Here is a 23,609-nt window from a genome sequence, read left to right on the forward strand (position 1 = left end):
TGAGCTTATGCTGAGTGTATTATTAAAACGAAAAGCACATGTACAGCCTAACACTGCATCCTTTGGGTTATGGCGTTTGGCTGTACAGCGACTAAAAGCAGATCGTATCGCAGTAGCATCGTTACTTGTGGTGCTCGGTTATTTCATCGTGTTATTGCTATCGATTACAGGTGTTATTGCATCAGATTGGAACAAACAAGTGGCTGTAAGTTACGCACCACCAACGTTTATTGGGACAAGTAAAGAAGGTGCTCCGTCAACTCCACTAGCGAAGCCAGCGGAAGATTTTCCTGAAAATCCGGCTGATTCTTTAAAAGATAGTTTTCGTGAGTCAAATACGGATATTGCAGAGCAACAGGATAACAATACGTTGATTGATTATTACGGCGTAACCGATCCATTAGCTGAAGATATGTTGGTGATCAATCAGCAACTTGATGGGCAGTTGGTTGATCAAGACCAAGCACTGAAATCAACCTTAGCATTTGGTGCAGATAAATGGGGACAAGATGTTCTACTTAAAACGATTAAAGGCGCAGAAACTTCTATTCTTGTCGGGTTACTCTCAGCATTATTGGCGGTTGTAATCGGGACTTTTCTGGGGGCGATCTCTGGCTATTTTGGAGGATGGGTAGATGATGTTCTCAATTGGTTTTATAACATTTTTACTTCGATTCCTTATCTATTACTAGTTTTGGCCGTTGCCGCTGTTTTACAGCAGAAAGGTATTCTTTCGATTGTATTAATTTTGGGCTTAACTGGTTGGACTGGTGTTTTCCGACTGATTCGTGCCGAGTACATGAAACATAAATCCCGTGAATATGTTCTCGCTGCCAAAGCGATTGGCGTGAGTCATTTTCGCCGTATGTTTATACATATTTTTCCAAACGTCAGCCATATTGCTTTGGTTCAAATTTCTATCCTTGTCGTCGCTTTTATCAAAGCTGAAGTGATTTTGAGTTTCCTTGGCTTTGGTGTTCCTGTTGGCGTGGTCTCATGGGGCAGTATGTTGAATGAAGCACAAACTGAGTTGATTCTAGGTAAATGGTGGCAATTGGCTGCTGCATCGATTGCGATGGCTGTCTTGGTGACAGCATTTTCAATGTTTACTGATGCTTTGCGTGATGCATTAGATCCTAAGCTGAAATAACGGAGTGAAATATGAGGCCAAATACAAATGAAACGCCGTTATTAACGGTTGAAAATCTGCATGTCAGTTTTAAATCAGAGAATAAGCAATGGGTTGAGACCGTCAAAGGGATTTCATTTAGCATTCCAAAGAACAAAACGGTTGCTTTAGTTGGTGAATCGGGTAGTGGTAAATCAGTAACTTCTTTGGCCGTGATGGGATTACTGCCAAAAGAACAGAGTCGAATCTCAGAGCAGAGTAGAATTTATTTTGAAGATAAAGACTTACTGACGCTATCCGTTCGAGAACTTCGTGACATTTGTGGAAGGGATATAGCGATGATTTTCCAAGAACCGATGTCATCATTAAATCCTGTTTTTACAGTTGGGGATCAAATTGCAGAGGTTTTGCGTATTCACTTAGGCATGGGGCGTAAACAAGCTCGTACACGTGTTTTGGAGTTGTTAAAAGAGGTTGGAATTCCTTCCCCTGAAACCAAGATTGATGCCTATCCAAGTCAGTTGTCAGGTGGGCAACAACAACGCGTTATGATTGCGATGGCGATTGCCTGTGAGCCTAAACTTTTGATTGCAGATGAACCGACCACCGCTCTGGATGTAACCATTCAAAAACAAATTATTGAACTATTGGAATCTTTGCGTCAACGTCACGAAATGTCGATGTTGTTTATTACTCATGATTTGGCGTTGGTCGGTGAAATCGCTGATGAAGTGATTGTGATGCGGCATGGTGAAATTCGAGAAAGTGGTAAGACTAAACAGGTTTTAGAGCAACCGAATGATGTCTATACACGAGCGTTATTACATTGTCGTCCCCAATTGTCTTCACGTCCATATCGGTTACCGATTACCAGCGATTTTATGAAGCTAGAAAATGGACAACTTGTGGAAGAGATAAACTTATCAACGCTTCATTTACAGCAACGTGCACGTGGATTGAAAGGTGATGAAAAAATTATTTTGGATGTCAAAGATCTGAAAAAATCATTTTATAGTCGTAAAGGATTATGGGGACGTGATGAATTTCAAGCTGTAAAAGGAGTCTCTTTTAAACTGGCAAAAGGAAAAACATTAGGTCTGGTTGGTGAGTCTGGTTCAGGAAAAACAACCATTGGTTTGTTGTTAATGCGGTTACATGAAGCAACAGGTGGACAAGCGCTTATTGATGGTAAAGATATTTTTGCCATGTCTGAAAAAGAGTTTGCAAAGTATCAACGTAAAATACAGATCATTTTCCAAAATCCTTATGCTTCGTTGAATCCGAGGTTTACGATTGGACAAATTCTACTTGAACCAATGCGTATTCATGGGATTGGTCAGGATGATACAGAACGTAAAAAAATAGCTTTAGAGTTGTTAGAACGCGTAAGTTTACCCGCCCAAGCTTATGATCGTTACCCACATGAATTTTCAGGAGGACAACGTCAGCGTATTGCTATCGCACGTTGCTTAACTTTAAAGCCTGAGATTTTGATTTGTGACGAATCAGTTTCAGCGTTAGATGTTTCTGTACAGGCGCAGGTATTGAACTTACTTCAAGATCTACAAGATGAGTTTGGTTTAAGCTATATCTTTATTTCTCATGATTTATCGGTGGTGAAATATATTTCAGATCAGGTCATGGTAATGAATCATGGTGAAATTGTTGAAATAGCTAATTCTGACGATCTGTATCTGCACCCTCAGCACGAATATACGCGAAAATTATTGAGTGCCATTCCACAAGGTATCGCTTGATCGCAAATTGTGGACATTAAAAAACGCTCAAATTGAGCGTTTTTTTATTTCTAAATAACAATCAATTAAAACTTCTTAAAGCCTTTATTAAAGCCAATCGTTTTACGACCATTGTTATTATGGTTGCCACCATTGCTGTTTGGACGTTGTTCAGGTTGTTCATCATCACGACGTTGTTGACGTAAATAACCCCCACGACGTGCTGCCATTGGTTTATCTGTCATACGTTCAGTACGACGTTTAGCCATACCGAATAAACCTGTACCTTGGCGTGGTTTTAATTCAACAGATTTTGCTAAGTTATCGATATCCATCTTGTCGAGTTCCATCCAGCGACCTGTACGTAACTCACGCGGTAAAATCACGGTTCCGTAGCGAGTACGTAATAAGCGGCTGACTTTTAAATTCTGCGATTCAAAGATACGACGAACTTCGCGATTACGACCTTCTTTCACGACTACTTGATACCAACGGTTGATTCCATCGCCACCAATTTCAGAGAAAGACTCAAATTTAGCAGGGCCATCTTCAAGTTCAACGCCCTTGAGCATGTTATTACGGATTTGAGGTGTCACTTCACCCATAACGCGTACTGCATATTCACGTTCTACTTCGTTTGATGGGTGCATTAAACGGTTTGCAAGCTCACCATCATTGGTAAACAACAATAAGCCTGTACTGTTGATATCGAGGCGACCGACCATGACCCAACGATCATTGGCGATTTGAGGCAAATGATCAAATACGGTTGGACGTTTTTCAGGATCATTGCGTGAGCAAATTTCACCCTCTGGCTTATAGTAAATTAAAACACGACGACGAATTTCATCTTCTACTTGGAATTGTACTTTACGACCATCAATACGAAGTTCATCACCTGGCTCAATGCGTTCACCCACTTGGGCAATACGACCATTGATGCTGACACGACCAGCAGCAATGACTTCCTCCATATAGCGACGTGAGCCAAGCCCAACTCTCGCTAAAACCTTTTGTAATTTTTCACTCATGACAGCACAACCTTAGACATAATGATCAACAGTTCACCTTCTCAAGACTTCGGTGCTTGCGCATCGAGTGTCATGAAAGCTTCCTTGGCGTTCTGCAGGGGAGGCAGTTGACCTAGCGAAGCTAGACCAAATGCATTTAAAAATTGGGGCGTTGTCACTAACAACGCAGGTCTTCCAGGTAAGTTTCTGAAACCAGACTCTTTGATCCAGTTCCAGTCAAACAGTGTTCTTAAAATTTGACTGTTATTTGATACACCACGAATTTGCTCAATATCTGCACGTGTTACAGGTTGATGATACGCAATAACAGCGACGGTTTCGAGTAAAGACGGCGATAATTTAGTTGGGCGTTCAGGCCAAACTTGCGCAATGATATTACGATACTTGGCACGGACCTGAAAACGGAAACCTTGAGCTGTTTCGATTAATTCAATAGAACGGCCATGTTGTAACATTGCGAGTTGTTGCAAAAACTGACGTAATTGTTGCTTATTATATTGGTTTTGAAAGGCTTCTTTTAGTCGTGCAAGTGAAACTGGTGAGTCACTGGCGAATAATATCGCTTCAATTTGCAGTAGAACATCATGATGAATATCTTCCAATGACATGCCTTCATTGGAATCAAACTGATCTAAACTCATGCTGAAATTCCTTGAATTGTCAGAGGTGCTTCGATCCCTGTATGAATAATTTGAATCTTTTGTTGACGAGTCAATTCAAGTACTGCCATAAATGTTACGACCATGCCCATACGACCTTGCTTAGGATTGAGTAAAGTTATAAAACTTAAACTTTCACCAGAAGCCAGTTGGCTTTCAATATAAGCAATTCGCTCTTCAAGTAAAACAGGCTCTTGAGCAATAACGTGTGTAATCGGTTCAGGGCGATTGAATACGCAAAATAACGCATCCCTTAAAGCATCAGCATCATACCCCTCATAGATTGGGGCAATATGTCCGATACTCACATTTGTACTAAAGGTATCTCGTTCAAAGATGGGCATTTGACCAAGTTTTTCAGCAGCTTGCTTAATGCGGAGGTAAGTTTCTAAACGATCGATGAGTTCTTGTTTAGGATCCTTTTCAAAAGGATCGACAGCAACAGGTTTGGGAAGTAGTAAACGTGACTTTAGATCAGCCAGTAATGCAGCCATCACCATATAATCCGCAGTCAGTTCGATATTCAACGATTTCATACTATCCATATATGATAGATATTGCGTTGCAATTGGAGAAATATCTAACTGTAAAAGATCGAAGCCATTCTTTTGAATCAGGTAAATCAAGAAGTCCAAAGGACCTTCAAATTGTTCCAATAAAATTTCAAATGCGGCTGGCGGGATATACAAATCTTCAGGTATGGCTTCTTGCCACTCGTCAAGCACACGAATGGAAGGAGTTAACTCCAACGAAGTAGGAAGAATTTGGTTCATTACCGTTATAAGCCACGCGAATTTTCAAAAGCATGAAAGATCATTTTTGTGTTCAAGGGATGACACACGCCACAAGGAGCTTGGCTATTCTAATCGAAATACTCGATTTAATAAATTACTTGCTTACAAAAACCTTAATCTTCTCAGGGTATTTTGAGTTTTTATATCAAAGCATATTCGACATAGAAAAACTTTATGATTAAATATGTGATTAGAGTCATATTTTTACAGCATAACAAATTACGATGAAAAACTATTTAAAAACACAACACAATGATCTTGGTCAGACCGTTGGCCTAGCTATTGAAAATTTCAAAACTAGTCAGCCGATTAAAGAAAGTATCTTTGGACAGAATATTCAATTGATCTCTATCGTTGGAACAATAGCTGATTCAGCCTTAGCACAAATTTGGGCATGTGTAAGTTCTGAACCCAATGCAGCATGCTGGACTTATTTACCTTATTCGGCACCAACCAGTGCGATAGTATTAAGGGATGCTTTGCATAACTTATTTGGTTTTTATGGATCAACACATTTTCTTATTGAGGTAGATGGAGAAGTTCAAGGCTGGATTGCATTACTTAATCCTCGGCTTGAACACGGTGCGATAGAGATTGGTAATGTTTATTTTTCGCATAAAATGAAAAAATCCAAAGCTTCAACAGAAACCATATTTCTACTGTTACAACAATGTTTTAAACACGGTTTTAGACGCGTTGAGTGGAAATGTGATGATTGTAATGCCCCCTCTAAAGCTGCAGCCTTACGTTTTGGATTTCAATTTGAAGGCTTGTTCCGTCAGGATCGGATCGTAAAAGGACGTAATCGCAACACCGCTTGGTTTTCAATTATTGATGAAGAATGGCCTGATTTAGAAAAAATCTATCAACAATGGCTCAGTCCAGATAATTTTGATGAGCAAGGTTTTCAGAAACGTCGGTTAACTGATTTTACGTAATGGCTTAAGATATTAGGCATCGTGGATTGCATATTCGATAATGTTTTGACATTGATCACGCATACAAAGATTTCGGTGTTCGAGATTTTTCCATATTTCTTTCACAATGGAAACCTCTAAAAAATATTCAAAAATTAAGTGATTACTTTCGATTTGGATAAGTCCTATATCTGGTTCTTTTAGAACTTTTGTTTCAGATTCTAATGTCCAAGGTTCAACAACATAAATGGTTTCATCATCTTGAAAATCATTTATGTTGAGTAAAACTTGAAATAAATCCATTTTATATAACGTTATTCAAACGCGCTGACGTCACCAACCCCGCGACGAATAATCTCTGGGTTTTCACCTGACAAATCGACAATACTAGTCGTGGATAAAGTACCGAAACCACTATCGATAAATACATCAATACGTTTACCGAGCTGATTTTCAATATCATAAGGATCATCAAGTGGATCTTTTTGATCGGGAAGAATCAAAGTACTGGTCAGCAAAGGCTCACCTAATTCTTTCAACAGAGCCTGAGCAACCGGATTACTTGGAATACGCAAACCAATGGTTTTTTTCTTTGGATGCATCAAGCGTTTTGGTACTTCACTGGTCGCGGGCAAAATAAAAGTAGTGACAGCAGGTGTATTATTCTTAAGTAATCGATACATCGCATTATCAACTTTGGCATAAGTTGCAATATCGGATAAATCACAGCACATAATCGCATATTGATGTTTTGGACCTAAACCACGAATTTGAGCAATTCGTTCCATCGCACTTTTATTACCAATCTGACAACCAATCGCATAGGCTGCATCAGTTGGATAAACTACGACATCACCAGCGCGAATGCGATCTACAGCTTGAGTGATTAAGCGAGCCTGAGGATTTTCAGGATGAATATGTAAATGCAACATTATTATAACTCCCTGATCTTTATGGCTGAATTTAGTATGAAACGTGTATAGGGGAGGATGCAAGTCTCAGATGTGATAATTTTGTCATTCAATCAAGCTGTTCGCGTTTAAATTCATCGCGTTGTAACGCTAAGCCATTACGTGTACATAGACAGATGTAATAAATAAAATGAGCTGCATCATCTGGTAATTTTGCTTCGCCAGAAAAGTAACGTTGGACCTGAGAGAACACATTGTCTTTAAATTGTTGTCCGTTACCACTGTCACCCGTCAAATTATCTAAAGACACTCGGAACTTTCGACCAAAGGCAGTCGCAAATAACCATTCAATCGCTTGTGGCTTGATTTCAACCTGTTCAAAAAGCGCCTGTTGTTCAGCTGTTCGACCATCTGGTGCATACCAATAACCCAAATCGGGTAATAGACGACGTTGTGCGCCAGAAATCGTCCAATGACTAATTTCATGCAGGGCACTATTAAAAAAACCATGTGCAAATTGGATTCTTGCAGGTTGTCCATTTTCCGCAGGGAAATATTCTGGTTCAAATTCACCTTTAACAAGTGTCACATTATGGTGGGAAAACCAGTGATTAAAGTGTAAAATAAGCCAATCAACCTGTTCTGGTTCTGTTGTTAACTTTTGCCAAGATGAACGTTGCACTTGATCTGGTGTTAAAACAGGAGCAGTGGTTGAATGGGTGCTAACAAGTAATGAAGTTGTTACTTCAAGTTGCAGCTGCAACAGGTGCATTGCTTAATTTACCCCGAGTTCTGTCTAAAGAAGTGCAAAATTGTATCTTAATCTTTGACAGAGTACCGATGAATTTGTAGAATTGCCGCCTTAATTATGTCAGCAAATACCTTTCCGGCACAGATTGAGCCGTTTAAATGGGCTGAACAGGGCTTTACATGGTCAGGAACACTGCCATTGTCTCGCTTTGCTCGTATCGCCCGTGAAGCTGTTGGATCAATTAATGATCAATTGATCAACATAGACTGTAAGCTATCAATGGATGCCTATCATCGCATTGTATGGTTAGATGGACATATTGATACAAGAGTTCCAATGGAATGCCAACGTTGTTTGGATACTGTTGAAACTGAACTTGTTTCAGATTTCCATTTGGCTTTAATCGATGATGAGTCACTGATAGAGCGCTTGGATGAGGATGCTGATTTCATCGTTTTAGGTGAAAGTGAATTTTCGAAAAAAGGTGATTTTGATACGCCTGCTTCGATTGATTTACTCGCATTGCTAGAAGATGAACTGTTATTGTTGGTGCCTTTATCTCCTAAGCATGATGCTTGTGAGCATAAACATCGACCTACCATTCAGGACGTTGTCGAAGAAAAACGGGATAATCCGTTTGATGTTTTGGCAGGTTTGAAGGGTAAACTTAACTCATAATTTATGTTATAATGTTGAGTTAAGACAACTGAATTTGTTCTGATCCATTTTTTCGATCTTTGTAAGGAGCCATCATGGCCGTTCAGCAAAACCGTAAAAGTCGCTCTCGCCGTGACATGCGCCGTTCACATGACGCTTTAACCGAGAATGCATTATCTGTAGACCAAACTACTGGTGAAACTCACCGTCGTCACCACGTGACTAAAGATGGTATTTACCGTGGTCGTCAATTATTCGCTAAAGCAGCTGATGCTGAATAATTGAATCATATGCATTAAGCGTTAGCTTAAAGTATAGAAAAAATGGGAGCGAAAGCTCCCTTTTTTGTTGTTTTTCGCAATTATAAAAAGATTAAATCAATGTTAAATTGCCGCATCGCTAAAGAGTCTATTGCTATTCTCATGTAGAATTATGGGTGTTGATCAAATTGGCGATAGACTAATTTAAGGATTTTTATATGTCGACTAAACGACTTGAGCAGGCAGCTCAAGCAACAAAAACTGCATTTGTTTTTCCAGGTCAAGGTTCACAAAAAGTAGGTATGCTTGCTGAACTTGCAGAGCAATTCAGTGTTGTTAGAGAGACTTTTGCTGAGGCGTCTGAAGCACTCGGTTTTGATCTTTGGCATATTGCTCAAAGTGGTGAAGGCTTAGACCAAACTGAAAATACACAGCCAGTGTTATTGACTGCCAGTATTGCCTTATGGCGTGTATGGTTAGAGTTAGGTGGTATTACACCGAAATACTTGGCTGGACACTCTTTAGGGGAATATAGCGCGCTGGTTGCTGCGGAAGCGATGACATTGGCTGATGCTGTAAAACTGGTTCATTTACGTGGCAAACTGATGCAGAGTGCTGTACCTCAAGGTGAGGGGGCAATGGCTGCTATTCTTGGCTTAGCGGATGAAAAAGTTGTTGAGCTTTGTCAGCAAGTATCTGCGGCAGGTCAAGGCTCAGTGGAAGCTGCAAATTATAATGCACAAGGTCAAGTCGTAATTGCCGGTAGTGCTACATTGGTTCAACAAGTAATGGCTGAAGCGAAAGAGCAATCTGGTAAAGCGATTGCCCTACCAGTATCTGTGCCGTCTCATTGTTCATTAATGAAGCCAGCCGCAGAAAAGTTTGCTGAAGCTTTGGAACAAACTGCCATTGAGCTACCATGCCTTCCTGTAATACAAAATGTCAACGCGGAAATCGCGACAGATGTTGCTCAATTGCGTCAGGCTTTAACGGCTCAATTGTACCAATCGGTACAATGGACACGCACCATGCAATATCTACAGGATCAAGGTATTCAGTACGTGGTCGAATGTGGACCTGGTACTGTACTTAGCAATCTTGCAAAGCGATTACCGAACATAGAAAAAGCATTTGCCATTGATAGCAAAGCACGTATGGAAGATGCCCTAAACGCAGTGTTAGTGGCAGAAGGAAAAATTGCATGACACAACAACGAAAAGTTGCGTTAGTGACAGGAGCAAGCCGTGGTATTGGCGCAGCTATTGCACAGCAACTCATTCAAGACGGTTTTTTTGTAGTTGGAACCGCGACCTCTGAATCAGGCGCGCAAAAACTGACAGAAAGCTTTGCTGAACATGGAGCAGGTGCTGTACTCGATGTTCGTAACGGCGAAGCAATAGATGCACTTGTTTCAGATATTGAACAGAAATATGGTTCAGTTCTTGTATTGGTAAACAATGCGGGTATTACCAAAGATAACTTGTTATTGCGTATGTCTGAAGATGATTGGGATGATATTCTCAATATCCATCTGAAAGCCGTTTACCGCTTATCTAAGCGCGTATTGAAAGGCATGACCAAAGCTCGCTTTGGGCGCATTATTAACATCAGTTCTGTTGTAGCGCATTTTGCCAATCCAGGACAAGCAAACTACTCAGCAGCAAAAGCAGGGATTGAAGCATTTAGTCGTAGCTTAGCGAAAGAGATGGGCAGCCGTCAGATTACAGTGAACAGTGTTGCGCCAGGCTTCATTGCGACTGAAATGACGGATCAGTTAAGCGAAGAAATTCGCAAAAAAATGACTGATCAAGTCGCTTTAAATCGTTTAGGTGAGCCTCAAGATATTGCAAATGCAGTGAGTTTCCTTGCCAGCGACAAGGCGAGTTACATTACTGGTACAGTTTTACACGTAAATGGTGGTTTATACATGGCCTAACTGGCGATGTATAAACTTTTAAAAGTTTTTATATTCAATTAAACTAGTGGCAAATTAAAACGCCACAAGCAATGAGGAGAATTCCTGTGAGCGATATCGAACAACGCATCAAACAAGCAGTAGCTGAACAATTAGGTATGCGTGCTGAAGAGATTAAGAACGAAGCATCTTTCATGGATGATTTGGGTGCTGACTCTTTAGATTTGGTTGAACTTGTAATGTCTTTTGAAAATGATTTCGACATCACGATTCCTGATGAAGATTCAAATGAAATCACTACGGTTCAATCAGCAATTGATTATGTAACCAAAAAACTTGGTTAATCATATTGCATGATTGAAAAGCCACCGAAAGGTGGCTTTTTTATGTGCTCAATTTTTTACTTGAGAGGATTTATACATTTTTTTACAAGAAAAAAATAAACACTGAATATGAAATGAGTTTATTTAAGTGTATAAAATCTATGCTATTTAAAATAAATTATTAAATCATAACAACAAAAGGAAATATTATGAGTATCGAAATGCGAGTTAAACAAATTATCGTTGAACAACTCGGCGTAGATGAGGAAGAGGTGGTACCTAGCGCAATTTTTGTCGATGATTTAGGCGCTGATTCTTTGGATATCGTTGAATTGGTTATGGCTTTTGAAGAAGAGTTTGGCTTTGAAATCCCAGATGAAGATGCAGAGAAAATTACGACAGTCCAAGCTGCAATTGACTATATAAGGACTAATGTGGAAGGCGACATGTAATCGTATCATCCATTTTAGCGATCAAAGGCTACCGTAAGGTGGCTTTTCATTTTTGAATCTAAGAATCAAAAAAGTAAAAAATGTTGCAGCAGATCACTGTACATTTATTTACAAGACCGCTTTAAATTGAAACCTGTAGCATTTATTTTTTAGGTATAACTAGAAATTAGGTCGATTGAGGCCAATCTTCATAAATAATTACAGAGGAAATAACAATGGGTCTTTTTGATTTTGTAAAAGGTATTGGTAAGAAAAATACAGCACCAGCGGAACCACAAGCTGCGCCAGCAACACCAGCTGAGCCATCAGCTCAAGAGATTGCAAATAAATTATTAGGTTTAATTAAGAGTTTAGGATTAGGGGTGGAAGGTCTGTCCGTGACATATAACGGTACAACTGATACTGCTGTGATTAAAGGGCAGGTAAAAAGTCAGGCGGATAAAGAAAAAATCATTCTTGCTGTGGGGAATATCGATCATGTGGCACAGGTTGATGATCAAATGACAGTTGAAACCGCTGAGCCAGAAAGTAAATTCTATACAGTGAAATCAGGAGACAATCTGTCAAAGATTTCTAAAGAGTATTACGGTGATCCAAACCAATACAATAAAATTTTTGAAGCAAATCGACCTTTATTGAAAAATGCAGATGATATTTTCCCAGGTCAAGTATTACGTATCCCACAATAATCTGTGAATGTGAAAAAGGCGCTGAATGCGCCTTTTGTTTATTCTGATTCTAGAAATATTTGCTGAAATGCGATTTAAAATGAATAGGTGACGCCAAGTTTGGCAGTACGAGGCTGGCCAGGATAAACATAACGGTTGAATGCGCTATCATCATATCTCTTATTAAAGATGTTTTTGATATCGAAACTTAAACGTATATCAGATGAGAGATTGTAATAAGAAATAAAGTCTGTAGTGGCATAGGCACCCATAGTATAGGTGTTACTTGCTGTTTGTCCTTTTCGATTTCCTATATAGCGCTGATTTAGTCCTATTGCTAAACCTTCCAGCGGTTCTGAGTGGAACTCATACATTGTCAAGAAATTGAATGAATCTTTAGGAATATTCGCGAGGCGGGTTCCTTTCGCTAAGCTATTGTCCTTGCTCACTGCCGCATCTGTATAGGCATAATTACCAATGATTTTCCATTCAGGGGTAAGGTTACCAACGAGACTGAGCTCAAAACCTTTGCTGGTGACCTCACCTGCAGCAACGCTTTTAGTGCTATCGAGTGGATCTAAGGTGAGAACATTGTCTTTTTTTACATAATATAGAGCATTTTCAAAGGAAAGCTTGTCATCAAACAATGCGAGTTTAGATCCGATTTCATATGAAATACCTTCTTCTGGATCAAAGCCTTGATTGTTTCGATCGGCACCAGAGTTGGGTTTAAATGATTTGCTAATATTACTATAGACAGTAAGTTGTTCATTTAAATCATATGTTAAGCCAACACGAGGAATTAGCGTATTGTGTTTGGTTGACCATGAAGTGTTATTCATAAAATTCGTATAATCATGTTGGTATTGTTCAAAACGTAGGCCAATCACGGTATTAAGTCGGTCTGTAAAACGAATTTGATCTTGGATATAGAACGCTTTGCTGGTGAGCTGCTCATGATCATGTGTCGTGACGTTCTCTAATGCGGGTAATGGTTGTGTACGGTAGGGATGATGGATATTTAAGTCAAATGGGGCAGTAGAACGGATGATGTACGAGCGATAATCATAATCTTCAAACTCTAGTCCAGTGATTAACGTATGTTTTAGATTAAATAAATCAAACTCGCCAACTAAACTTGCTTGGATATTTTTATCATTCCAGTCCAAATTTCGCCAATTATAATTTCGAGTAATGATCTCACCATGACTATCAGCTTTTATCCCATTCGCTTCAACGGCATAGCCATGTAAATTTCCATCTAAATATTGAGTGCCTACATTCAACGTCCATGTGTCATTGAGATGATGTTCGACCCGTAGTTGGAACATATCATTATCGTTATATAAACGGTTTCGATTTTTCCCTGATTCCCACCAATAGTCTTTTGGATTAAAGGATTGTTTTTGTTGACCATCATAGCGGGTAAAGCCTCGATCAAGTGCATGTTGATTTCTTAAAAAGTCCGCCTCTAAGATAACTTTTGTTTGATCTGATGGTGTCCATTGAATTACGGGTGCGATGTTCCATCGTTTTGAGTCCACATGCTCGCGATAAGTATCCCCATTTTCACCCATTAAGTTCAAACGGTAAGTGATACGATCGTCTCCCGTGAAAGAACCAGTGGTATCGATGTTACTGCGATAAAGTCCTTCGTTATCAATACTGACCCCAAATGTTGTTTTCCGATCGGGTTGAGGTGTCTTACTAACGACATTAAATGTCCCTCCTGGATCACCACGGCCATATAAACTCGATGATGCACCTCTTAAAACTTCTACACGCTCGATAGTTGAGCTATCAGGTGCATTAGGATAACCGCGATTGATCGGGAAGCCATTTCGATAATATTCACCACTGGTAAAACCACGAGAGGTGAAGGTGGTGAGACCTTGTCCACCAAAGTTATTTGCTCGTCCCAGTCCTGCTACATCGAGTGCTTCAGATAAGCGAGTTGCTTGAATATCTTCAAGTATCGCTTTATTAATTACAGTAACGGCTTGAGGAGTGTCCTTCAGTAAGGTGTGAGTACGCATTGCCGCACTTGCAGAGGTCACTTTATATTCATACTCTGCATTCTCAGAGGATGCCTGAAAAGTAAGGGTGGGTAGGGTACTGATTTGGTCGTTCCCAAATACAGTCATAGCACAACTCAGGGGTAACAAACTAGGTAAGATGCGGCGCTTCAGCATGAGGATTATGATGAAAATTAAAATGATAATTATTATATTTTATTCGTGTGTTTGAATTGATGAATATTTTGCATAAGTGCTCATCAATGAATGACATATTTTCATATAAAATTTAAATTGATTCAAAGCCTTCGGTGAAACTAAGATCAAAAAGTATTTAATGAGCTTTAAGCAAAGCGGTTTAAAACCGCTTTGGAATTTTTTGCCCATGGGGTACTGGTGTTTCAGCGTGTTTTAATACGCCGAATAGCCATGTTTCTGCATGTTGTACGGCGATTTTTAGTGAATCACCGAGGGCTAAGCGCCCTGCAATAAAACTTGCCAAAGAGCAACCCGAGCCATGATATTCACCATCTAGGCGAGGGCATTGACTTTCAGCAATCATTTTCCCATCAGCATAGAGTACATTACGGATATGATCAGGGGTATCTTCATGCCCACCTTTAACAAGGACTGCTTTTGCACCCATTTCAAATAATGTTTGTGTGGCTTGCTCGATGTCATCAACTCCTGTCAATGCTCTGAGTTCAACTGTATTGGGGGTAATGACTGTTGCTAGGGGAATTAACTCAACAAATGCTTTTACCAAAGTCGCTTGATCGCCCAGTGAACCACCGCTATTGGCAACGAGAACAGGATCTAGTACATATAAATACTCTGGGTGTGCACGTAAAAACTCAGCTAATGCAGCAATATTATCGGTTGTGCCTAACATACCTGATTTTACGCACTTAATCGGTAAATCACCGACCACAGCATCTGCTTGAGCCAATAATAGTTCTTTTGAGGTTGCTTCAAAACCAAATACTTGCTGTGAGTTTTGAATGGTTAAAGCAGTACAAGCAATTGCAGCATGTGCACCACTTTGTCCAATCGCTTCAATATCTGCCTGTAGACCTGCACCGCCTGATGGATCTAAACCTGAAAAACAAAGTACGGTCGGACGCACTGCAATTTCCTTTTATGTTTTCATTTACGTTAGTATAGGGAAGTTTCGAGAAACTCTCGACTATGTTGTGTAAGGCTTTAAGAGATTGAACGAATGACGATCAAAAATATACTGATTGATTTAGATGGGACATTAACCGATCCTAAAACAGGAATTCATGGTTCGATTCGTTATGCGTTAGAAAAGCTCAATCAACCTTTGGCGGATGAAGTTGATTTAGATTGGACGATTGGTCCACCTCTGAAAGCCTCATTAGCAAAATTATTAGATACTCAAGATGATGATTTGGCCGAACAAGCTTTAGCTGCTTACCGCGAGCGTTTTTCAGTGACAGGCTTATTTGAAAATGAAGTCTATCCAACAGTGGAAGGGACTTTACGGCAGCTACAAACACAGGAGTATCAATTATTTCTTGCAACAGCGAAGCCCACAGTTTATGCAAAGCAAATTTTGGCTCATTTCCAGTTAGATCAGTATTTTACTGAAATGTATGGTAGTGAGTTAACAGGGGAACGTACCAATAAAGCAGATTTAATTGCTTATATTCTTGAGCAAGAGCAGTTGAATGCTCAGCACTGCATTATGGTGGGAGATCGTCAATATGATGTCATTGGTGCACGCGCAAACGGGATCGAAACTATTGCTGTGAATTATGGTTATGGAACAACGCAAGAGTTAGCTCAGGTACAACCTGTTGCATATATTTCTGAATTTGGCCAATTGATTGAGGTGGTTGATCAATTAAATATTGAGCGAAAGGTTTCATAACTATATTGATCAAAAAGCCTCGAATGATCGAGGCTTTTATTAATTAAACATTATGTTTTAAGCGGTATTGGACTAATTCTTCAATACTGATCACCGTCAGACCATGGGTTTGTGCATAAGCAAGAACTTGAATACCAGAGGCCATTGAGCCGTCTGGATTGGTTAATTCGCACAACACACCTGAAGGTTTTAAGCCTGCTAAACGGGCGAGGTCAATCGTTCCCTCAGTATGACCTCGACGAGTGAGTACACCACCATCACGTGCGCGTAATGGAAATACATGTCCTGGGCGACTGAGGTCACTTGCTACAGCACCGTCTTGAGTCGCGGCGAAAACAGTCGTCACGCGATCTTTGGCCGAGACACCTGTGGTTACACCTTGAGCGGCTTCAATTGTTACCGTAAATGCAGTTTTGAATTGACTTGAGTTATCCACGACCATAGGCGGAAGAGCTAAATGATCAGCCAATGCTTCTGTTAGGCATAAACAGACAATACCTGAACCATCACGAATCATTTGCGCCATAACTTCGACTGTTAAAGTTTCAGCAGCAATAATTAAATCGGCCTCATTTTCACGGTCAAAATCATCCATCACCAACACGGGTTTGCCTTGGCGAATGTCTTCTAAAGCTTGTTGAATACGTTGTTCAGCTGGGGAAAGGGCTGAAAAGAAAAGTTCGGGTTGAATTAAACTCGACATAATGAAACGCTCTCGTAAATAAGCTACGTTTGAACATTTCAGGACTGATGTAAAAATAAGCGCATACCAAAACAAACCAAAAGATTGTTTCGGTGGTTTCGTCTTCTTTCATCCGGACTATACCGTCGGCTTTGGCATCTCACCAAATCTGCAAGTATATAAACATATATACCAGCTCGTGGGCTGGTTAGGTCATTCATGTTTAATGCCCAACTTACCACCGGTGGGGAATTTCACCCCGCCCTGAAGCGATGTAATTTGATTATAGCTAAAGTTGCTCTGAAAAAGAGAACTTTTTATAGAATGAATCGTTCTATAAAAATGAAAAAATATGATGATGGGCTCAATGTTTTTATTTTTTGCAAAGTTACCAATATTTTTTAATTCAGCTTACACTGAATAGATAAAACAACAATAACACGGAAGAATGGATGATGAGCAAAGAACCAACAAAAGAACAAACAGTAGCCTTAGAGCAGCTTGCACAGCAACTTAGGCGTCCTGTGATGAGCTTTCAAGATTTTTCACAATTATCTGAGCAGCATCTTGCTTGGCTCAATCAGCAATTACAGCAAACCATTGAAGATGAAAATCGAAAAATCAATCAGCACTTGTTTCAAATGCTTTTTTTCTTCGAGCCTTGTTTCGATCCAGAAATGACAATCGGTGATGTATATGACTCGATTAGCTGTACATGCAGAAATTATAAAGCTTGCTCATATCATGAAAGTATCAGAGCAACAATTGGATTTTTTACAGTCACTTGCACCAGAGAGTTTAAGACAATTTCGTTTTGCAATTATTGAGTTGCTGCAAGATCAACAAAAAACACGTTTTCGTTATTTGGCATCGTGGGTGAGTTGGTTACCCAATCGATTTAGTGTTTTCTTGGTAAAAAGATTTTTAGATCCTCTGATTGTGGCACAAATCGCAGTACATTTATCGACGGAAAATTTATATCAGATTGCGAAGCATCTACCTGCAGATACGCTTGCTGCTATTTCAGTGTATTTAGATCCGAGATTGGCGAGAGAGTTGTTGGTCTATTTTACGACACATCAAATTAAGGACATTGCCAATATTCTGTTGCAACAGCGTGATTTTGTCACCATGGGGCGTTTTGTTGGGATGTTATCAGATGATGTTGTTCAAGATGTTGCTCAGATGATTGAGCAAGAAAGTGATCTGCTTGAGATTGCATTTTATATTGAATCTAGAGAGCGCATAGATCATCTTGTTCATGTATTACCCAAAGTACGAATTGAGAAAGCACTTTTGATTATTTGTGATCCTGCACAACGGTTGGTTTGGCCCAAGTTATTGGCGTTGATGAGTCATATTGGTTATGAGTTAAAGCGTGATCTAGGTGATTTAGCTGTAAAACAAGGGGAAAAAGTCATCAATGCTATTATTCAGGCAGCGCAAGAAGATCAGTTGTGGGAGGATATGTTACCAGTGGTGGCATGTTTATCTGATCACGCTCAACGTTATGTTGCGAATCTACCCGCACTAAGACAGGTTGATATTATTCAAAGTATTGTGGCTGCAGCGGATCATTGTGACTTATGGCCAGATATGTTGGTTGTTGTAAATTATATGCAAGATGAGGCAAGAGAAGCAGTTGCAAAAGCAATTGCACAGATTGATGAGGAGGTGTTACAACACATTGCATATGCTTCTTTGGTTCGTTCTCAATGGAATGTCACTTTTGATGTTGTACGACGGATGCCACTGGAAAAACAACAGCAGTGTCAAAGGATTTTAGATGCATATATGCAAGAGTTGGATCTAGAAACTTATCAATATTTAGATCAATTGATGGACCATTATCAGATACAAGCACCAAGAATAAATAACATTTAGATATGAGGGAGTGTGTCTCGAATCGGGAGTAGTGTTTCTATTGCATGTTGATATCCTCGTTCGACCAGTTCATCGAGTTTATTCCAGTCAAACATGCCAATGCCTTCGATGGGCATACGAATATGTAAATGAGCGCGTTCAATTGCGGCTGTTTGAATCATGGTGTCACTTGCAAGAGTTGCAGTACGCATCAAAATTTCAGCGAGTTTAGGTGCTGGTAATAGTTTATCTTTAATTCGTTTATTCCAGTTGAGTAAGGCACTTTGATCAGGTTCATCTAAACCAATTCCTGGGACTCGAATATCATCAATTAAACTGACATTGCTTGCAATAATTGTACCTCTCTCGAGGTTTTGCATTACATCGGTAGGCAGATTGTTGATCACACCACCATCACATAATAAATTTTCATGCCATGCGACAGGTGGAGCGACACCAGGAACACTCATACTGGTGCCAACCCATGTTGCAAGCTCCCCTTGATCATGGATAACGGCTTGGCCAGTAGATAAGTTAGTAGAAATACAATAATAACTTTGCCTGAGTTCTTCGATCCGACGTTGCCCAAAAATAGCTTGGAGCCGACTATGGAACCTTTGACCACGGATTAGCGACACTCTAGGCATGGTATAGTCATTTAAATAATTTCGGGCTACAAAAGTCTCATAGGCAATATGGGTCATTTCGACACTATCAAAACCGCATGCCACTAAGGCTGCTACAAATGCGCCCATACTTGTTCCACCGACGATATCAATCGGAATATGCAGTTGTTCCAATGCGCGTATGAGACCAATATGTGCAAAGCCGCGTGCACCACCACCACCCAGAACCAGTCCGAGTCCTTGGCTTGAAATCTGTCGAGCCACAGCACTGATATCAGCCCGTGCCCATGGATGGATAAAATAATGAGCACGGGCTCGATAGAGCCGTTTCCACTCTAGTGTATGTGGAGAGGGATCACCCTCCGAACGTAATAAAACCAATTCAATTGGACTTTGCCATTGATGTTGATTTAATACATCCACTAAGGGAGTGTGTATTGGCGTTAAATTTGCTTCGGCGAGAATTAAAATACGGTCTGCTTGATGTAAACAACGCTTTGCCCATTCATCAGAATGACTGTGGGCTGCGTATAACACATAACAATGCTTTTCTTCTAAATTGGCTAACCATAAACGTAATTTTAAATCATCAGCACTGTAATCCAAGGGTGTTTGGCTAAAGCCACTGCCAAATAATGCATCTACATGCGCTGCTGTAATAAGACGAACATGTGGCCAACGTTGCAGATGTTCAGTTAGTTTTTCGGCAAGATGAATTGCGGGTATCTGAGGTGCTGCGGGAACAATTGATAATGTGCGGCTATGACTCATTGCATGGGTATGTTGTAACTCTGGTTGTGAGCGAGCAATGATTAATCGAGATAGCGCCAATAACACATTTGGATGCTTGTAGATAAAATCAATAAACTGTTGTTGAGGTATAGTCAGTAGAGCGGTATCTCGTATTGCATGCACTGTACCGTGATGGGGATGTTCGGAAATGACACCCATTTCTCCGATGATTTCGTGATGTCCTAAGTAGGTTGACAATCCTGTTGTGGACGTGAGTTTGAGACGTCCATAGACAATAATATACACATGATGTGCTGGATCATTCGCTTGATAAAGTCGCTGACCTGTATGTAAATATTTGATTCTACATTCACTTGCTAGGCCTTGCAGTACCGCATCATCAAGCTCTGCAAGTATAGTGACCTTACGGAGTGTTTTAATAATATCCATATATTTAAAATTATCGTTATTTTCTATTTATTTAATAAATACTGATCGCGTATTGCAAGTCTGGTTGAGTAAATTAGCAGGGCATTTGTAGGTGTTTTTGTATGTTGGTCGGGTGATTGAATAAAATCCAATAAAAAAGCCAGTTCATTTTTGACTGGCTCTTTGGGGATCTTTAAAGCTTATGCGATTTGGACAGGAATACAGTTTGCTGTGTGATTTACAGTATTGTCTGGGTTTGCATAAACTAAACGTGGTTTATGTGCATTTGCTTCAACTTCAGTAAAGTCACCAAAAGTTGCAATAATGACTAAGTCACCTACATCCGCTTGATGTGCTGCGCCACCGTTGACTGAAATGATACCTGAATCATCTTCACCACGAATTGCATACGTAGTAAAGCGTTTGCCGTTAGTTACGTTCCATACGTGAATCTCTTCGTATTCACGAATCCCTGCTAAATCCATCAACACACCATCAATTGCGCAAGAACCTTCATAATGAAGTTCAGCATGTGTCACAACTGCACGGTGAATTTTACATTTTAATAAACGAGATAGCATGGCTAGCGTCTCCTGAGTAAGACCTAAGATGAATATCTTATGGTTGACTTGTCACGTTTTCCGCAGGCTATAGGCGGTTTGATGCGCATTTTGCGCCTAAATGAGCAATATGGCAAGCGTGATTGTTCAACAATTCAGTTCAAGGTTAAGCGGGTTTGTAAGCATTAATTTGATTCATGGCGAGTGAAACTTGTCCATCAACAAGTAGTTTCACCTTGGAAAGTGCATGATCAATAGCTACATCCATTAAGTGTTGTTCGCTGCTAGGTGCTTTATTCAGCACATGGCCTGAAACACGCTCTTTGGAGCCAGGGTGTCCAATTCCAATTCGTAAACGATGAAAATTAGCACCAATATGAGGAACGATATCACGTAGACCATTGTGTCCGCCGTGTCCACCGCCTGATTTCAAACGAATAACGCCAGGATCCATATCGAGTTCATCATGAGCAACGAGAATTGATTCAGGAGAAATTTGATAAAATTTAGCGAAAGGGGCAACACTTTGACCAGAACGGTTCATAAACGTTGTTGGTAATAATAAGCGTACGTCATGACCTTCAATCTGACCACGACCGCTGAATCCGTGAAACTTTGGATCTGCTTTTAAGGAAATACCATAACGGTCTGCAAGTTGTTCGACGAACCAAAAACCTGCATTGTGACGGGTCTGGGCATATTCCTTTCCAGGATTGCCCAAACCAACAATTAGCGAAATATTTGACACTAATTTACGCCTTTAACACTTATGCGCGTTTGAAGTCAGCGTGCATAGGTGTGTTTTTAGCTGGGTGACGTTGTAACGCTTGGATTTTAACGTTTTCAACTTTGTCACCGATTTTGATTTCGATAACTTCTTCAAAAAACGCATTGTTTTCTAAAGCTTTAACGATTTCACGAAGTTCTAAAGTAATTGCTACAGGCTCAGCGCTACCACCATAGATGATTGCTGGGATTTGAGCTGCGTGACGAAGGCGGCGGCTCGAACCTTTCCCTTGTTGTGCAGCTTCACGTGCTTGAGCATTTAATACGAAGTTTGCCATGGGCATATCCTCATTGGAGTTTAATGAACTAAACTTGCGACCAGTTTAGTGATAGAAAACCCTGCCAAAGGGCAGGGCTTGAAAAAAGCTGGGCTATTATAGATAACTATCGAACATAGCGCTAATAGATTCTTCGTTATTAATACGACGAATTGTTTCAGCAACCATGCTAGCAACAGAAACTTGGCGAATTTTACCTAAGTTCATTGCTTCATCTGAAAGAGGAATGGTGTCAGTGACAACCAATTCATCAATGACAGAATTTTGTAGGTTTTCAATCGCTTTACCTGATAAAACAGGATGAGTTGCATAAGCAATAACGCGGCGTGCACCAAATTGTTTAAGTGCATCAGCAGCTTTGCAAAGCGTTCCTGCGGTATCTACCATATCATCAACGATGACACAGTCACGATCTTTAACATCACCGATCAAATGCATCACTTGTGACTCATTTGCTTTTTGGCGACGCTTATCAATAATCGCTAAATCGATATCACCTAATTGTTTGGCAACAGCACGTGCACGAACAACACCACCAACGTCAGGTGAAACCACCATCAAGTTATCATGTTGTTGTTGACGTAAGTCAGCAAGTAATGCTGGTGTACCGTAGATGTTATCAACAGGGATATCAAAGAAACCTTGAATTTGGTCTGCGTGTAAGTCAATCATTACCACACGGTCAATCCCAACAGTTGTTAGCATGTCAGCTACAACTTTAGCTGTGATTGGTACACGAGCAGAACGTGGACGACGATCTTGGCGTGCATATCCGAAGTAAGGAATAACCGCCGTAATACGACCCGCACTTGCACGACGCAAAGCATCAGCCATGACCAAGATTTCCATCAGGTTATCATTGGTTGGCGCACAAGTAGATTGAACGATAAAAACGTCTTTACCACGTACATTTTCAGTGATTTCAACTGAAATTTCGCCATCAGAGAACTTGCTAACTGAAGCAGCACCTAAAGGGATATGTAAATGACTTACGACTTTTTGAGCAAATTGTGGATGAGCACTTCCACTAAAAACGACAAGATTGGGCATGAAGCACCTGAGCGAGGATTACGTGAAGCAACGCTTCACCCGAGCGCAAGAGAAAAATCGATGATTTTCCAAAGAGGGCTATATGAAGAATACTTCACCCAAGCGCTAAAGAAAAATTAAAAAATTTTCCAACGGGTAGTTTAAAAAGCAATCTATTATATGGCAGGGGCGGCTGGATTCGAACCAACGGATGGCGAGATCAAAACCCGCTGCCTTACCACTTGGCGACGCCCCTAATGCGGCAGAACTTTAATCGTTTTACTTGATATTGTCAATATATTTGATCAAACATCGAGATAAAACAAGTCTGTCTAAAGATATGGCAGGGGCGGCTGGATTCGAACCAACGGATGGCGAGATCAAAACCCGCTGCCTTACCACTTGGCGACGCCCCTAAATTTGATGATCTGTAATGGCAGGGGCGGCTGGATTCGAACCAACGGATGGCGAGATCAAAACCCGCTGCCTTACCACTTGGCGACGCCCCTATT

General features: G+C 40.3%; 26 protein-coding genes, 3 tRNA genes, 1 pseudogene and 1 riboswitch. Of the genes and pseudogenes, 13 read left to right on the forward strand and 17 right to left on the reverse strand.

Features of this window, described 5'->3' with window-relative positions; translation table 11 throughout:
- The first annotated feature begins 7 nt into the window (after positions 1 to 7).
- Positions 8 to 1,150: an ABC transporter permease gene (locus tag F927_RS03360; protein ID WP_005081464.1), complete on the forward strand. Its 1,143-nt coding sequence runs from the start codon at positions 8 to 10 to the stop codon at positions 1,148 to 1,150.
- Between the two features lie 11 nt (positions 1,151 to 1,161).
- A complete protein-coding gene (locus F927_RS03365) occupies positions 1,162 to 2,886 on the forward strand; it encodes an ABC transporter ATP-binding protein (protein ID WP_005081466.1) in 1,725 nt (574 codons plus the stop codon).
- 65 nt (positions 2,887 to 2,951) lie between these two features.
- Here the strand turns inward: F927_RS03365 and rluB are convergent, their stop codons facing one another.
- The 3 genes from rluB to F927_RS03380 are packed head-to-tail and all read right to left on the reverse strand — an operon-like array spanning position 2,952 to position 5,328.
- Positions 2,952 to 3,896: a 23S rRNA pseudouridine(2605) synthase RluB gene (gene rluB, locus F927_RS03370; RefSeq protein WP_005081469.1), complete on the reverse strand. Its 945-nt coding sequence runs from the start codon at positions 3,894 to 3,896 to the stop codon at positions 2,952 to 2,954.
- Between the two features lie 41 nt (positions 3,897 to 3,937).
- On the reverse strand, positions 3,938 to 4,537 hold the full coding sequence (gene scpB / locus F927_RS03375) for an SMC-Scp complex subunit ScpB (protein WP_004638126.1): 600 nt from the start codon (positions 4,535 to 4,537) through the stop codon (positions 3,938 to 3,940).
- Positions 4,534 to 5,328 carry a segregation and condensation protein A gene (locus F927_RS03380; RefSeq protein WP_004638127.1) on the reverse strand — a complete coding sequence of 265 codons (795 nt, stop codon included), beginning with the start codon at positions 5,326 to 5,328 and terminating at the stop codon, positions 4,534 to 4,536. Before F927_RS03380 ends, scpB begins: the two co-directional genes overlap by 4 nt.
- A 245-nt stretch (positions 5,329 to 5,573) precedes the next feature.
- On the opposite strand from F927_RS03380, the gene F927_RS03385 reads away from it, so the two are divergent.
- Positions 5,574 to 6,287 (forward strand): GNAT family N-acetyltransferase, encoded by a 714-nt coding sequence (locus F927_RS03385; protein ID WP_005081471.1) that lies wholly within the window; start codon positions 5,574 to 5,576, stop codon positions 6,285 to 6,287.
- Between the two features lie 12 nt (positions 6,288 to 6,299).
- Here F927_RS03385 and F927_RS03390 read toward each other — a convergent pair whose 3' ends face one another.
- The 3 genes from F927_RS03390 to F927_RS03400 form a co-directional block, all read right to left on the reverse strand.
- On the reverse strand, positions 6,300 to 6,569 hold the full coding sequence (locus F927_RS03390; RefSeq protein WP_005081473.1) for a hypothetical protein: 270 nt from the start codon (positions 6,567 to 6,569) through the stop codon (positions 6,300 to 6,302).
- Between the two features lie 11 nt (positions 6,570 to 6,580).
- Positions 6,581 to 7,198: an L-threonylcarbamoyladenylate synthase gene (locus tag F927_RS03395; RefSeq protein WP_005081475.1), complete on the reverse strand. Its 618-nt coding sequence runs from the start codon at positions 7,196 to 7,198 to the stop codon at positions 6,581 to 6,583.
- Between the two features lie 88 nt (positions 7,199 to 7,286).
- Complete coding sequence (locus F927_RS03400; protein ID WP_005081477.1) at positions 7,287 to 7,949, reverse strand: elongation factor P hydroxylase; 663 nt, start codon at positions 7,947 to 7,949, stop codon at positions 7,287 to 7,289.
- A gap of 96 nt (positions 7,950 to 8,045) precedes the next feature.
- On the opposite strand from F927_RS03400, the gene F927_RS03405 reads away from it, so the two are divergent.
- From F927_RS03405 to lysM, 7 genes are all read left to right on the forward strand, one after another.
- Positions 8,046 to 8,606, forward strand: coding sequence for a YceD family protein (locus F927_RS03405; protein WP_005081479.1), 561 nt, complete (start codon positions 8,046 to 8,048; stop codon positions 8,604 to 8,606).
- 74 nt (positions 8,607 to 8,680) lie between these two features.
- Positions 8,681 to 8,866, forward strand: coding sequence for a 50S ribosomal protein L32 (rpmF, locus tag F927_RS03410; RefSeq protein ID WP_004638135.1), 186 nt, complete (start codon positions 8,681 to 8,683; stop codon positions 8,864 to 8,866).
- Positions 8,867 to 9,063: 197 nt separating this feature from the next.
- Positions 9,064 to 10,050 carry an ACP S-malonyltransferase gene (gene fabD / locus F927_RS03415; protein WP_005081482.1) on the forward strand — a complete coding sequence of 329 codons (987 nt, stop codon included), beginning with the start codon at positions 9,064 to 9,066 and terminating at the stop codon, positions 10,048 to 10,050.
- Positions 10,047 to 10,781, forward strand: coding sequence for a 3-oxoacyl-ACP reductase FabG (fabG, locus tag F927_RS03420; RefSeq protein ID WP_004638137.1), 735 nt, complete (start codon positions 10,047 to 10,049; stop codon positions 10,779 to 10,781). The genes fabD and fabG overlap by 4 nt, the downstream gene beginning before the upstream one ends.
- A gap of 86 nt (positions 10,782 to 10,867) precedes the next feature.
- Positions 10,868 to 11,104, forward strand: coding sequence for an acyl carrier protein (acpP, locus tag F927_RS03425; RefSeq protein ID WP_004655272.1), 237 nt, complete (start codon positions 10,868 to 10,870; stop codon positions 11,102 to 11,104).
- Positions 11,105 to 11,292: 188 nt separating this feature from the next.
- On the forward strand, positions 11,293 to 11,535 hold the full coding sequence (gene acpP, locus F927_RS03430) for an acyl carrier protein (protein ID WP_004638139.1): 243 nt from the start codon (positions 11,293 to 11,295) through the stop codon (positions 11,533 to 11,535).
- Between the two features lie 215 nt (positions 11,536 to 11,750).
- Positions 11,751 to 12,224, forward strand: coding sequence for a peptidoglycan-binding protein LysM (gene lysM, locus F927_RS03435; protein WP_005081486.1), 474 nt, complete (start codon positions 11,751 to 11,753; stop codon positions 12,222 to 12,224).
- Between the two features lie 74 nt (positions 12,225 to 12,298).
- On the opposite strand, the gene F927_RS03440 is transcribed toward lysM, so the two are convergent.
- Both F927_RS03440 and F927_RS03445 read right to left on the reverse strand, forming a co-directional pair.
- On the reverse strand, positions 12,299 to 14,347 hold the full coding sequence (locus tag F927_RS03440; RefSeq protein ID WP_005081489.1) for a TonB-dependent siderophore receptor: 2,049 nt from the start codon (positions 14,345 to 14,347) through the stop codon (positions 12,299 to 12,301).
- 229 nt (positions 14,348 to 14,576) lie between these two features.
- Complete coding sequence (locus F927_RS03445; RefSeq protein WP_005081491.1) at positions 14,577 to 15,344, reverse strand: hydroxymethylpyrimidine/phosphomethylpyrimidine kinase; 768 nt, start codon at positions 15,342 to 15,344, stop codon at positions 14,577 to 14,579.
- A gap of 93 nt (positions 15,345 to 15,437) precedes the next feature.
- Here F927_RS03445 and F927_RS03450 point away from each other — a divergent pair, with 93 nt between their 5' ends.
- The gene (locus tag F927_RS03450; protein WP_005081494.1) at positions 15,438 to 16,112 is read left to right on the forward strand and encodes an HAD-IA family hydrolase; all 675 of its coding nucleotides are present in this window, start codon (positions 15,438 to 15,440) and stop codon (positions 16,110 to 16,112) included.
- A gap of 43 nt (positions 16,113 to 16,155) precedes the next feature.
- Here the strand turns inward: F927_RS03450 and ribB are convergent, their stop codons facing one another.
- Positions 16,156 to 16,815 (reverse strand): 3,4-dihydroxy-2-butanone-4-phosphate synthase, encoded by a 660-nt coding sequence (gene ribB, locus F927_RS03455; RefSeq protein WP_005081497.1) that lies wholly within the window; start codon positions 16,813 to 16,815, stop codon positions 16,156 to 16,158.
- Positions 16,816 to 16,911: 96 nt separating this feature from the next.
- Positions 16,912 to 17,069, reverse strand: a riboswitch (FMN riboswitch).
- Between the two features lie 177 nt (positions 17,070 to 17,246).
- Here ribB and F927_RS17345 point away from each other — a divergent pair.
- Both F927_RS17345 and F927_RS03470 read left to right on the forward strand, forming a co-directional pair.
- A pseudogene (locus F927_RS17345) lies at positions 17,247 to 17,485 on the forward strand (hypothetical protein).
- 5 nt (positions 17,486 to 17,490) lie between these two features.
- Positions 17,491 to 18,678 (forward strand): hypothetical protein, encoded by a 1,188-nt coding sequence (locus F927_RS03470; RefSeq protein ID WP_020846296.1) that lies wholly within the window; start codon positions 17,491 to 17,493, stop codon positions 18,676 to 18,678.
- Here F927_RS03470 and F927_RS03475 read toward each other — a convergent pair.
- The 8 genes from F927_RS03475 to F927_RS03510 form a co-directional block, all read right to left on the reverse strand.
- Entirely contained in the window at positions 18,675 to 20,465 is a 1,791-nt protein-coding gene (locus tag F927_RS03475; RefSeq protein WP_005081499.1) for a patatin-like phospholipase family protein, read from the reverse strand. The genes F927_RS03470 and F927_RS03475 overlap by 4 nt on opposite strands.
- A gap of 179 nt (positions 20,466 to 20,644) precedes the next feature.
- Complete coding sequence (panD, locus tag F927_RS03480) at positions 20,645 to 21,025, reverse strand: aspartate 1-decarboxylase (protein ID WP_004638150.1); 381 nt, start codon at positions 21,023 to 21,025, stop codon at positions 20,645 to 20,647.
- Between the two features lie 145 nt (positions 21,026 to 21,170).
- Complete coding sequence (gene pth, locus F927_RS03485; RefSeq protein ID WP_005081501.1) at positions 21,171 to 21,752, reverse strand: aminoacyl-tRNA hydrolase; 582 nt, start codon at positions 21,750 to 21,752, stop codon at positions 21,171 to 21,173.
- A gap of 19 nt (positions 21,753 to 21,771) precedes the next feature.
- Complete coding sequence (rplY, locus tag F927_RS03490; RefSeq protein ID WP_005081504.1) at positions 21,772 to 22,068, reverse strand: 50S ribosomal protein L25; 297 nt, start codon at positions 22,066 to 22,068, stop codon at positions 21,772 to 21,774.
- 96 nt (positions 22,069 to 22,164) lie between these two features.
- On the reverse strand, positions 22,165 to 23,118 hold the full coding sequence (locus F927_RS03495) for a ribose-phosphate pyrophosphokinase (protein WP_004638154.1): 954 nt from the start codon (positions 23,116 to 23,118) through the stop codon (positions 22,165 to 22,167).
- 160 nt (positions 23,119 to 23,278) lie between these two features.
- Positions 23,279 to 23,353: transfer RNA gene (locus F927_RS03500), tRNA-Gln, on the reverse strand.
- Positions 23,354 to 23,438: 85 nt separating this feature from the next.
- A tRNA-Gln gene (locus F927_RS03505) sits at positions 23,439 to 23,513 on the reverse strand.
- 18 nt (positions 23,514 to 23,531) lie between these two features.
- Positions 23,532 to 23,606: transfer RNA gene (locus tag F927_RS03510), tRNA-Gln, on the reverse strand.
- Between the last annotated feature and the right edge of the window lie 3 nt (positions 23,607 to 23,609).

Origin of the sequence: Acinetobacter haemolyticus CIP 64.3 = MTCC 9819 (assembly GCF_000369065.1) — a bacterium.
GTDB classification, from domain to species: domain Bacteria; phylum Pseudomonadota; class Gammaproteobacteria; order Pseudomonadales; family Moraxellaceae; genus Acinetobacter; species Acinetobacter haemolyticus.

What these genes read in the sequence shown, in the direction of transcription:
- panD (WP_004638150.1), bottom strand. Translation starts at nt 21,025, where the DNA reads ATGCTATCTCGTTTATTAAAATGTAAAATTCACCGTGCAGTTGTGACA.
- rplY (WP_005081504.1), bottom strand. Translation starts at nt 22,068, where the DNA reads ATGGCAAACTTCGTATTAAATGCTCAAGCACGTGAAGCTGCACAACAA.
- F927_RS03380 (WP_004638127.1), bottom strand. Translation starts at nt 5,328, where the DNA reads ATGAACCAAATTCTTCCTACTTCGTTGGAGTTAACTCCTTCCATTCGT.
- rluB (WP_005081469.1), bottom strand. Translation starts at nt 3,896, where the DNA reads ATGAGTGAAAAATTACAAAAGGTTTTAGCGAGAGTTGGGCTTGGCTCA.
- acpP (WP_004638139.1), top strand. Translation starts at nt 11,293, where the DNA reads ATGAGTATCGAAATGCGAGTTAAACAAATTATCGTTGAACAACTCGGC.
- F927_RS03390 (WP_005081473.1), bottom strand. Translation starts at nt 6,569, where the DNA reads ATGGATTTATTTCAAGTTTTACTCAACATAAATGATTTTCAAGATGAT.
- F927_RS03405 (WP_005081479.1), top strand. Translation starts at nt 8,046, where the DNA reads ATGTCAGCAAATACCTTTCCGGCACAGATTGAGCCGTTTAAATGGGCT.
- fabD (WP_005081482.1), top strand. Translation starts at nt 9,064, where the DNA reads ATGTCGACTAAACGACTTGAGCAGGCAGCTCAAGCAACAAAAACTGCA.
- F927_RS03360 (WP_005081464.1), top strand. Translation starts at nt 8, where the DNA reads ATGCTGAGTGTATTATTAAAACGAAAAGCACATGTACAGCCTAACACT.
- F927_RS03470 (WP_020846296.1), top strand. Translation starts at nt 17,491, where the DNA reads ATGACTCGATTAGCTGTACATGCAGAAATTATAAAGCTTGCTCATATC.
- F927_RS03475 (WP_005081499.1), bottom strand. Translation starts at nt 20,465, where the DNA reads ATGGATATTATTAAAACACTCCGTAAGGTCACTATACTTGCAGAGCTT.
- scpB (WP_004638126.1), bottom strand. Translation starts at nt 4,537, where the DNA reads ATGAGTTTAGATCAGTTTGATTCCAATGAAGGCATGTCATTGGAAGAT.
- F927_RS03395 (WP_005081475.1), bottom strand. Translation starts at nt 7,198, where the DNA reads ATGTTGCATTTACATATTCATCCTGAAAATCCTCAGGCTCGCTTAATC.
- F927_RS03450 (WP_005081494.1), top strand. Translation starts at nt 15,438, where the DNA reads ATGACGATCAAAAATATACTGATTGATTTAGATGGGACATTAACCGAT.
- ribB (WP_005081497.1), bottom strand. Translation starts at nt 16,815, where the DNA reads ATGTCGAGTTTAATTCAACCCGAACTTTTCTTTTCAGCCCTTTCCCCA.
- F927_RS03365 (WP_005081466.1), top strand. Translation starts at nt 1,162, where the DNA reads ATGAGGCCAAATACAAATGAAACGCCGTTATTAACGGTTGAAAATCTG.
- rpmF (WP_004638135.1), top strand. Translation starts at nt 8,681, where the DNA reads ATGGCCGTTCAGCAAAACCGTAAAAGTCGCTCTCGCCGTGACATGCGC.
- fabG (WP_004638137.1), top strand. Translation starts at nt 10,047, where the DNA reads ATGACACAACAACGAAAAGTTGCGTTAGTGACAGGAGCAAGCCGTGGT.
- lysM (WP_005081486.1), top strand. Translation starts at nt 11,751, where the DNA reads ATGGGTCTTTTTGATTTTGTAAAAGGTATTGGTAAGAAAAATACAGCA.
- F927_RS03495 (WP_004638154.1), bottom strand. Translation starts at nt 23,118, where the DNA reads ATGCCCAATCTTGTCGTTTTTAGTGGAAGTGCTCATCCACAATTTGCT.
- F927_RS03440 (WP_005081489.1), bottom strand. Translation starts at nt 14,347, where the DNA reads ATGACTGTATTTGGGAACGACCAAATCAGTACCCTACCCACCCTTACT.
- F927_RS03385 (WP_005081471.1), top strand. Translation starts at nt 5,574, where the DNA reads ATGAAAAACTATTTAAAAACACAACACAATGATCTTGGTCAGACCGTT.
- F927_RS03400 (WP_005081477.1), bottom strand. Translation starts at nt 7,949, where the DNA reads ATGCACCTGTTGCAGCTGCAACTTGAAGTAACAACTTCATTACTTGTT.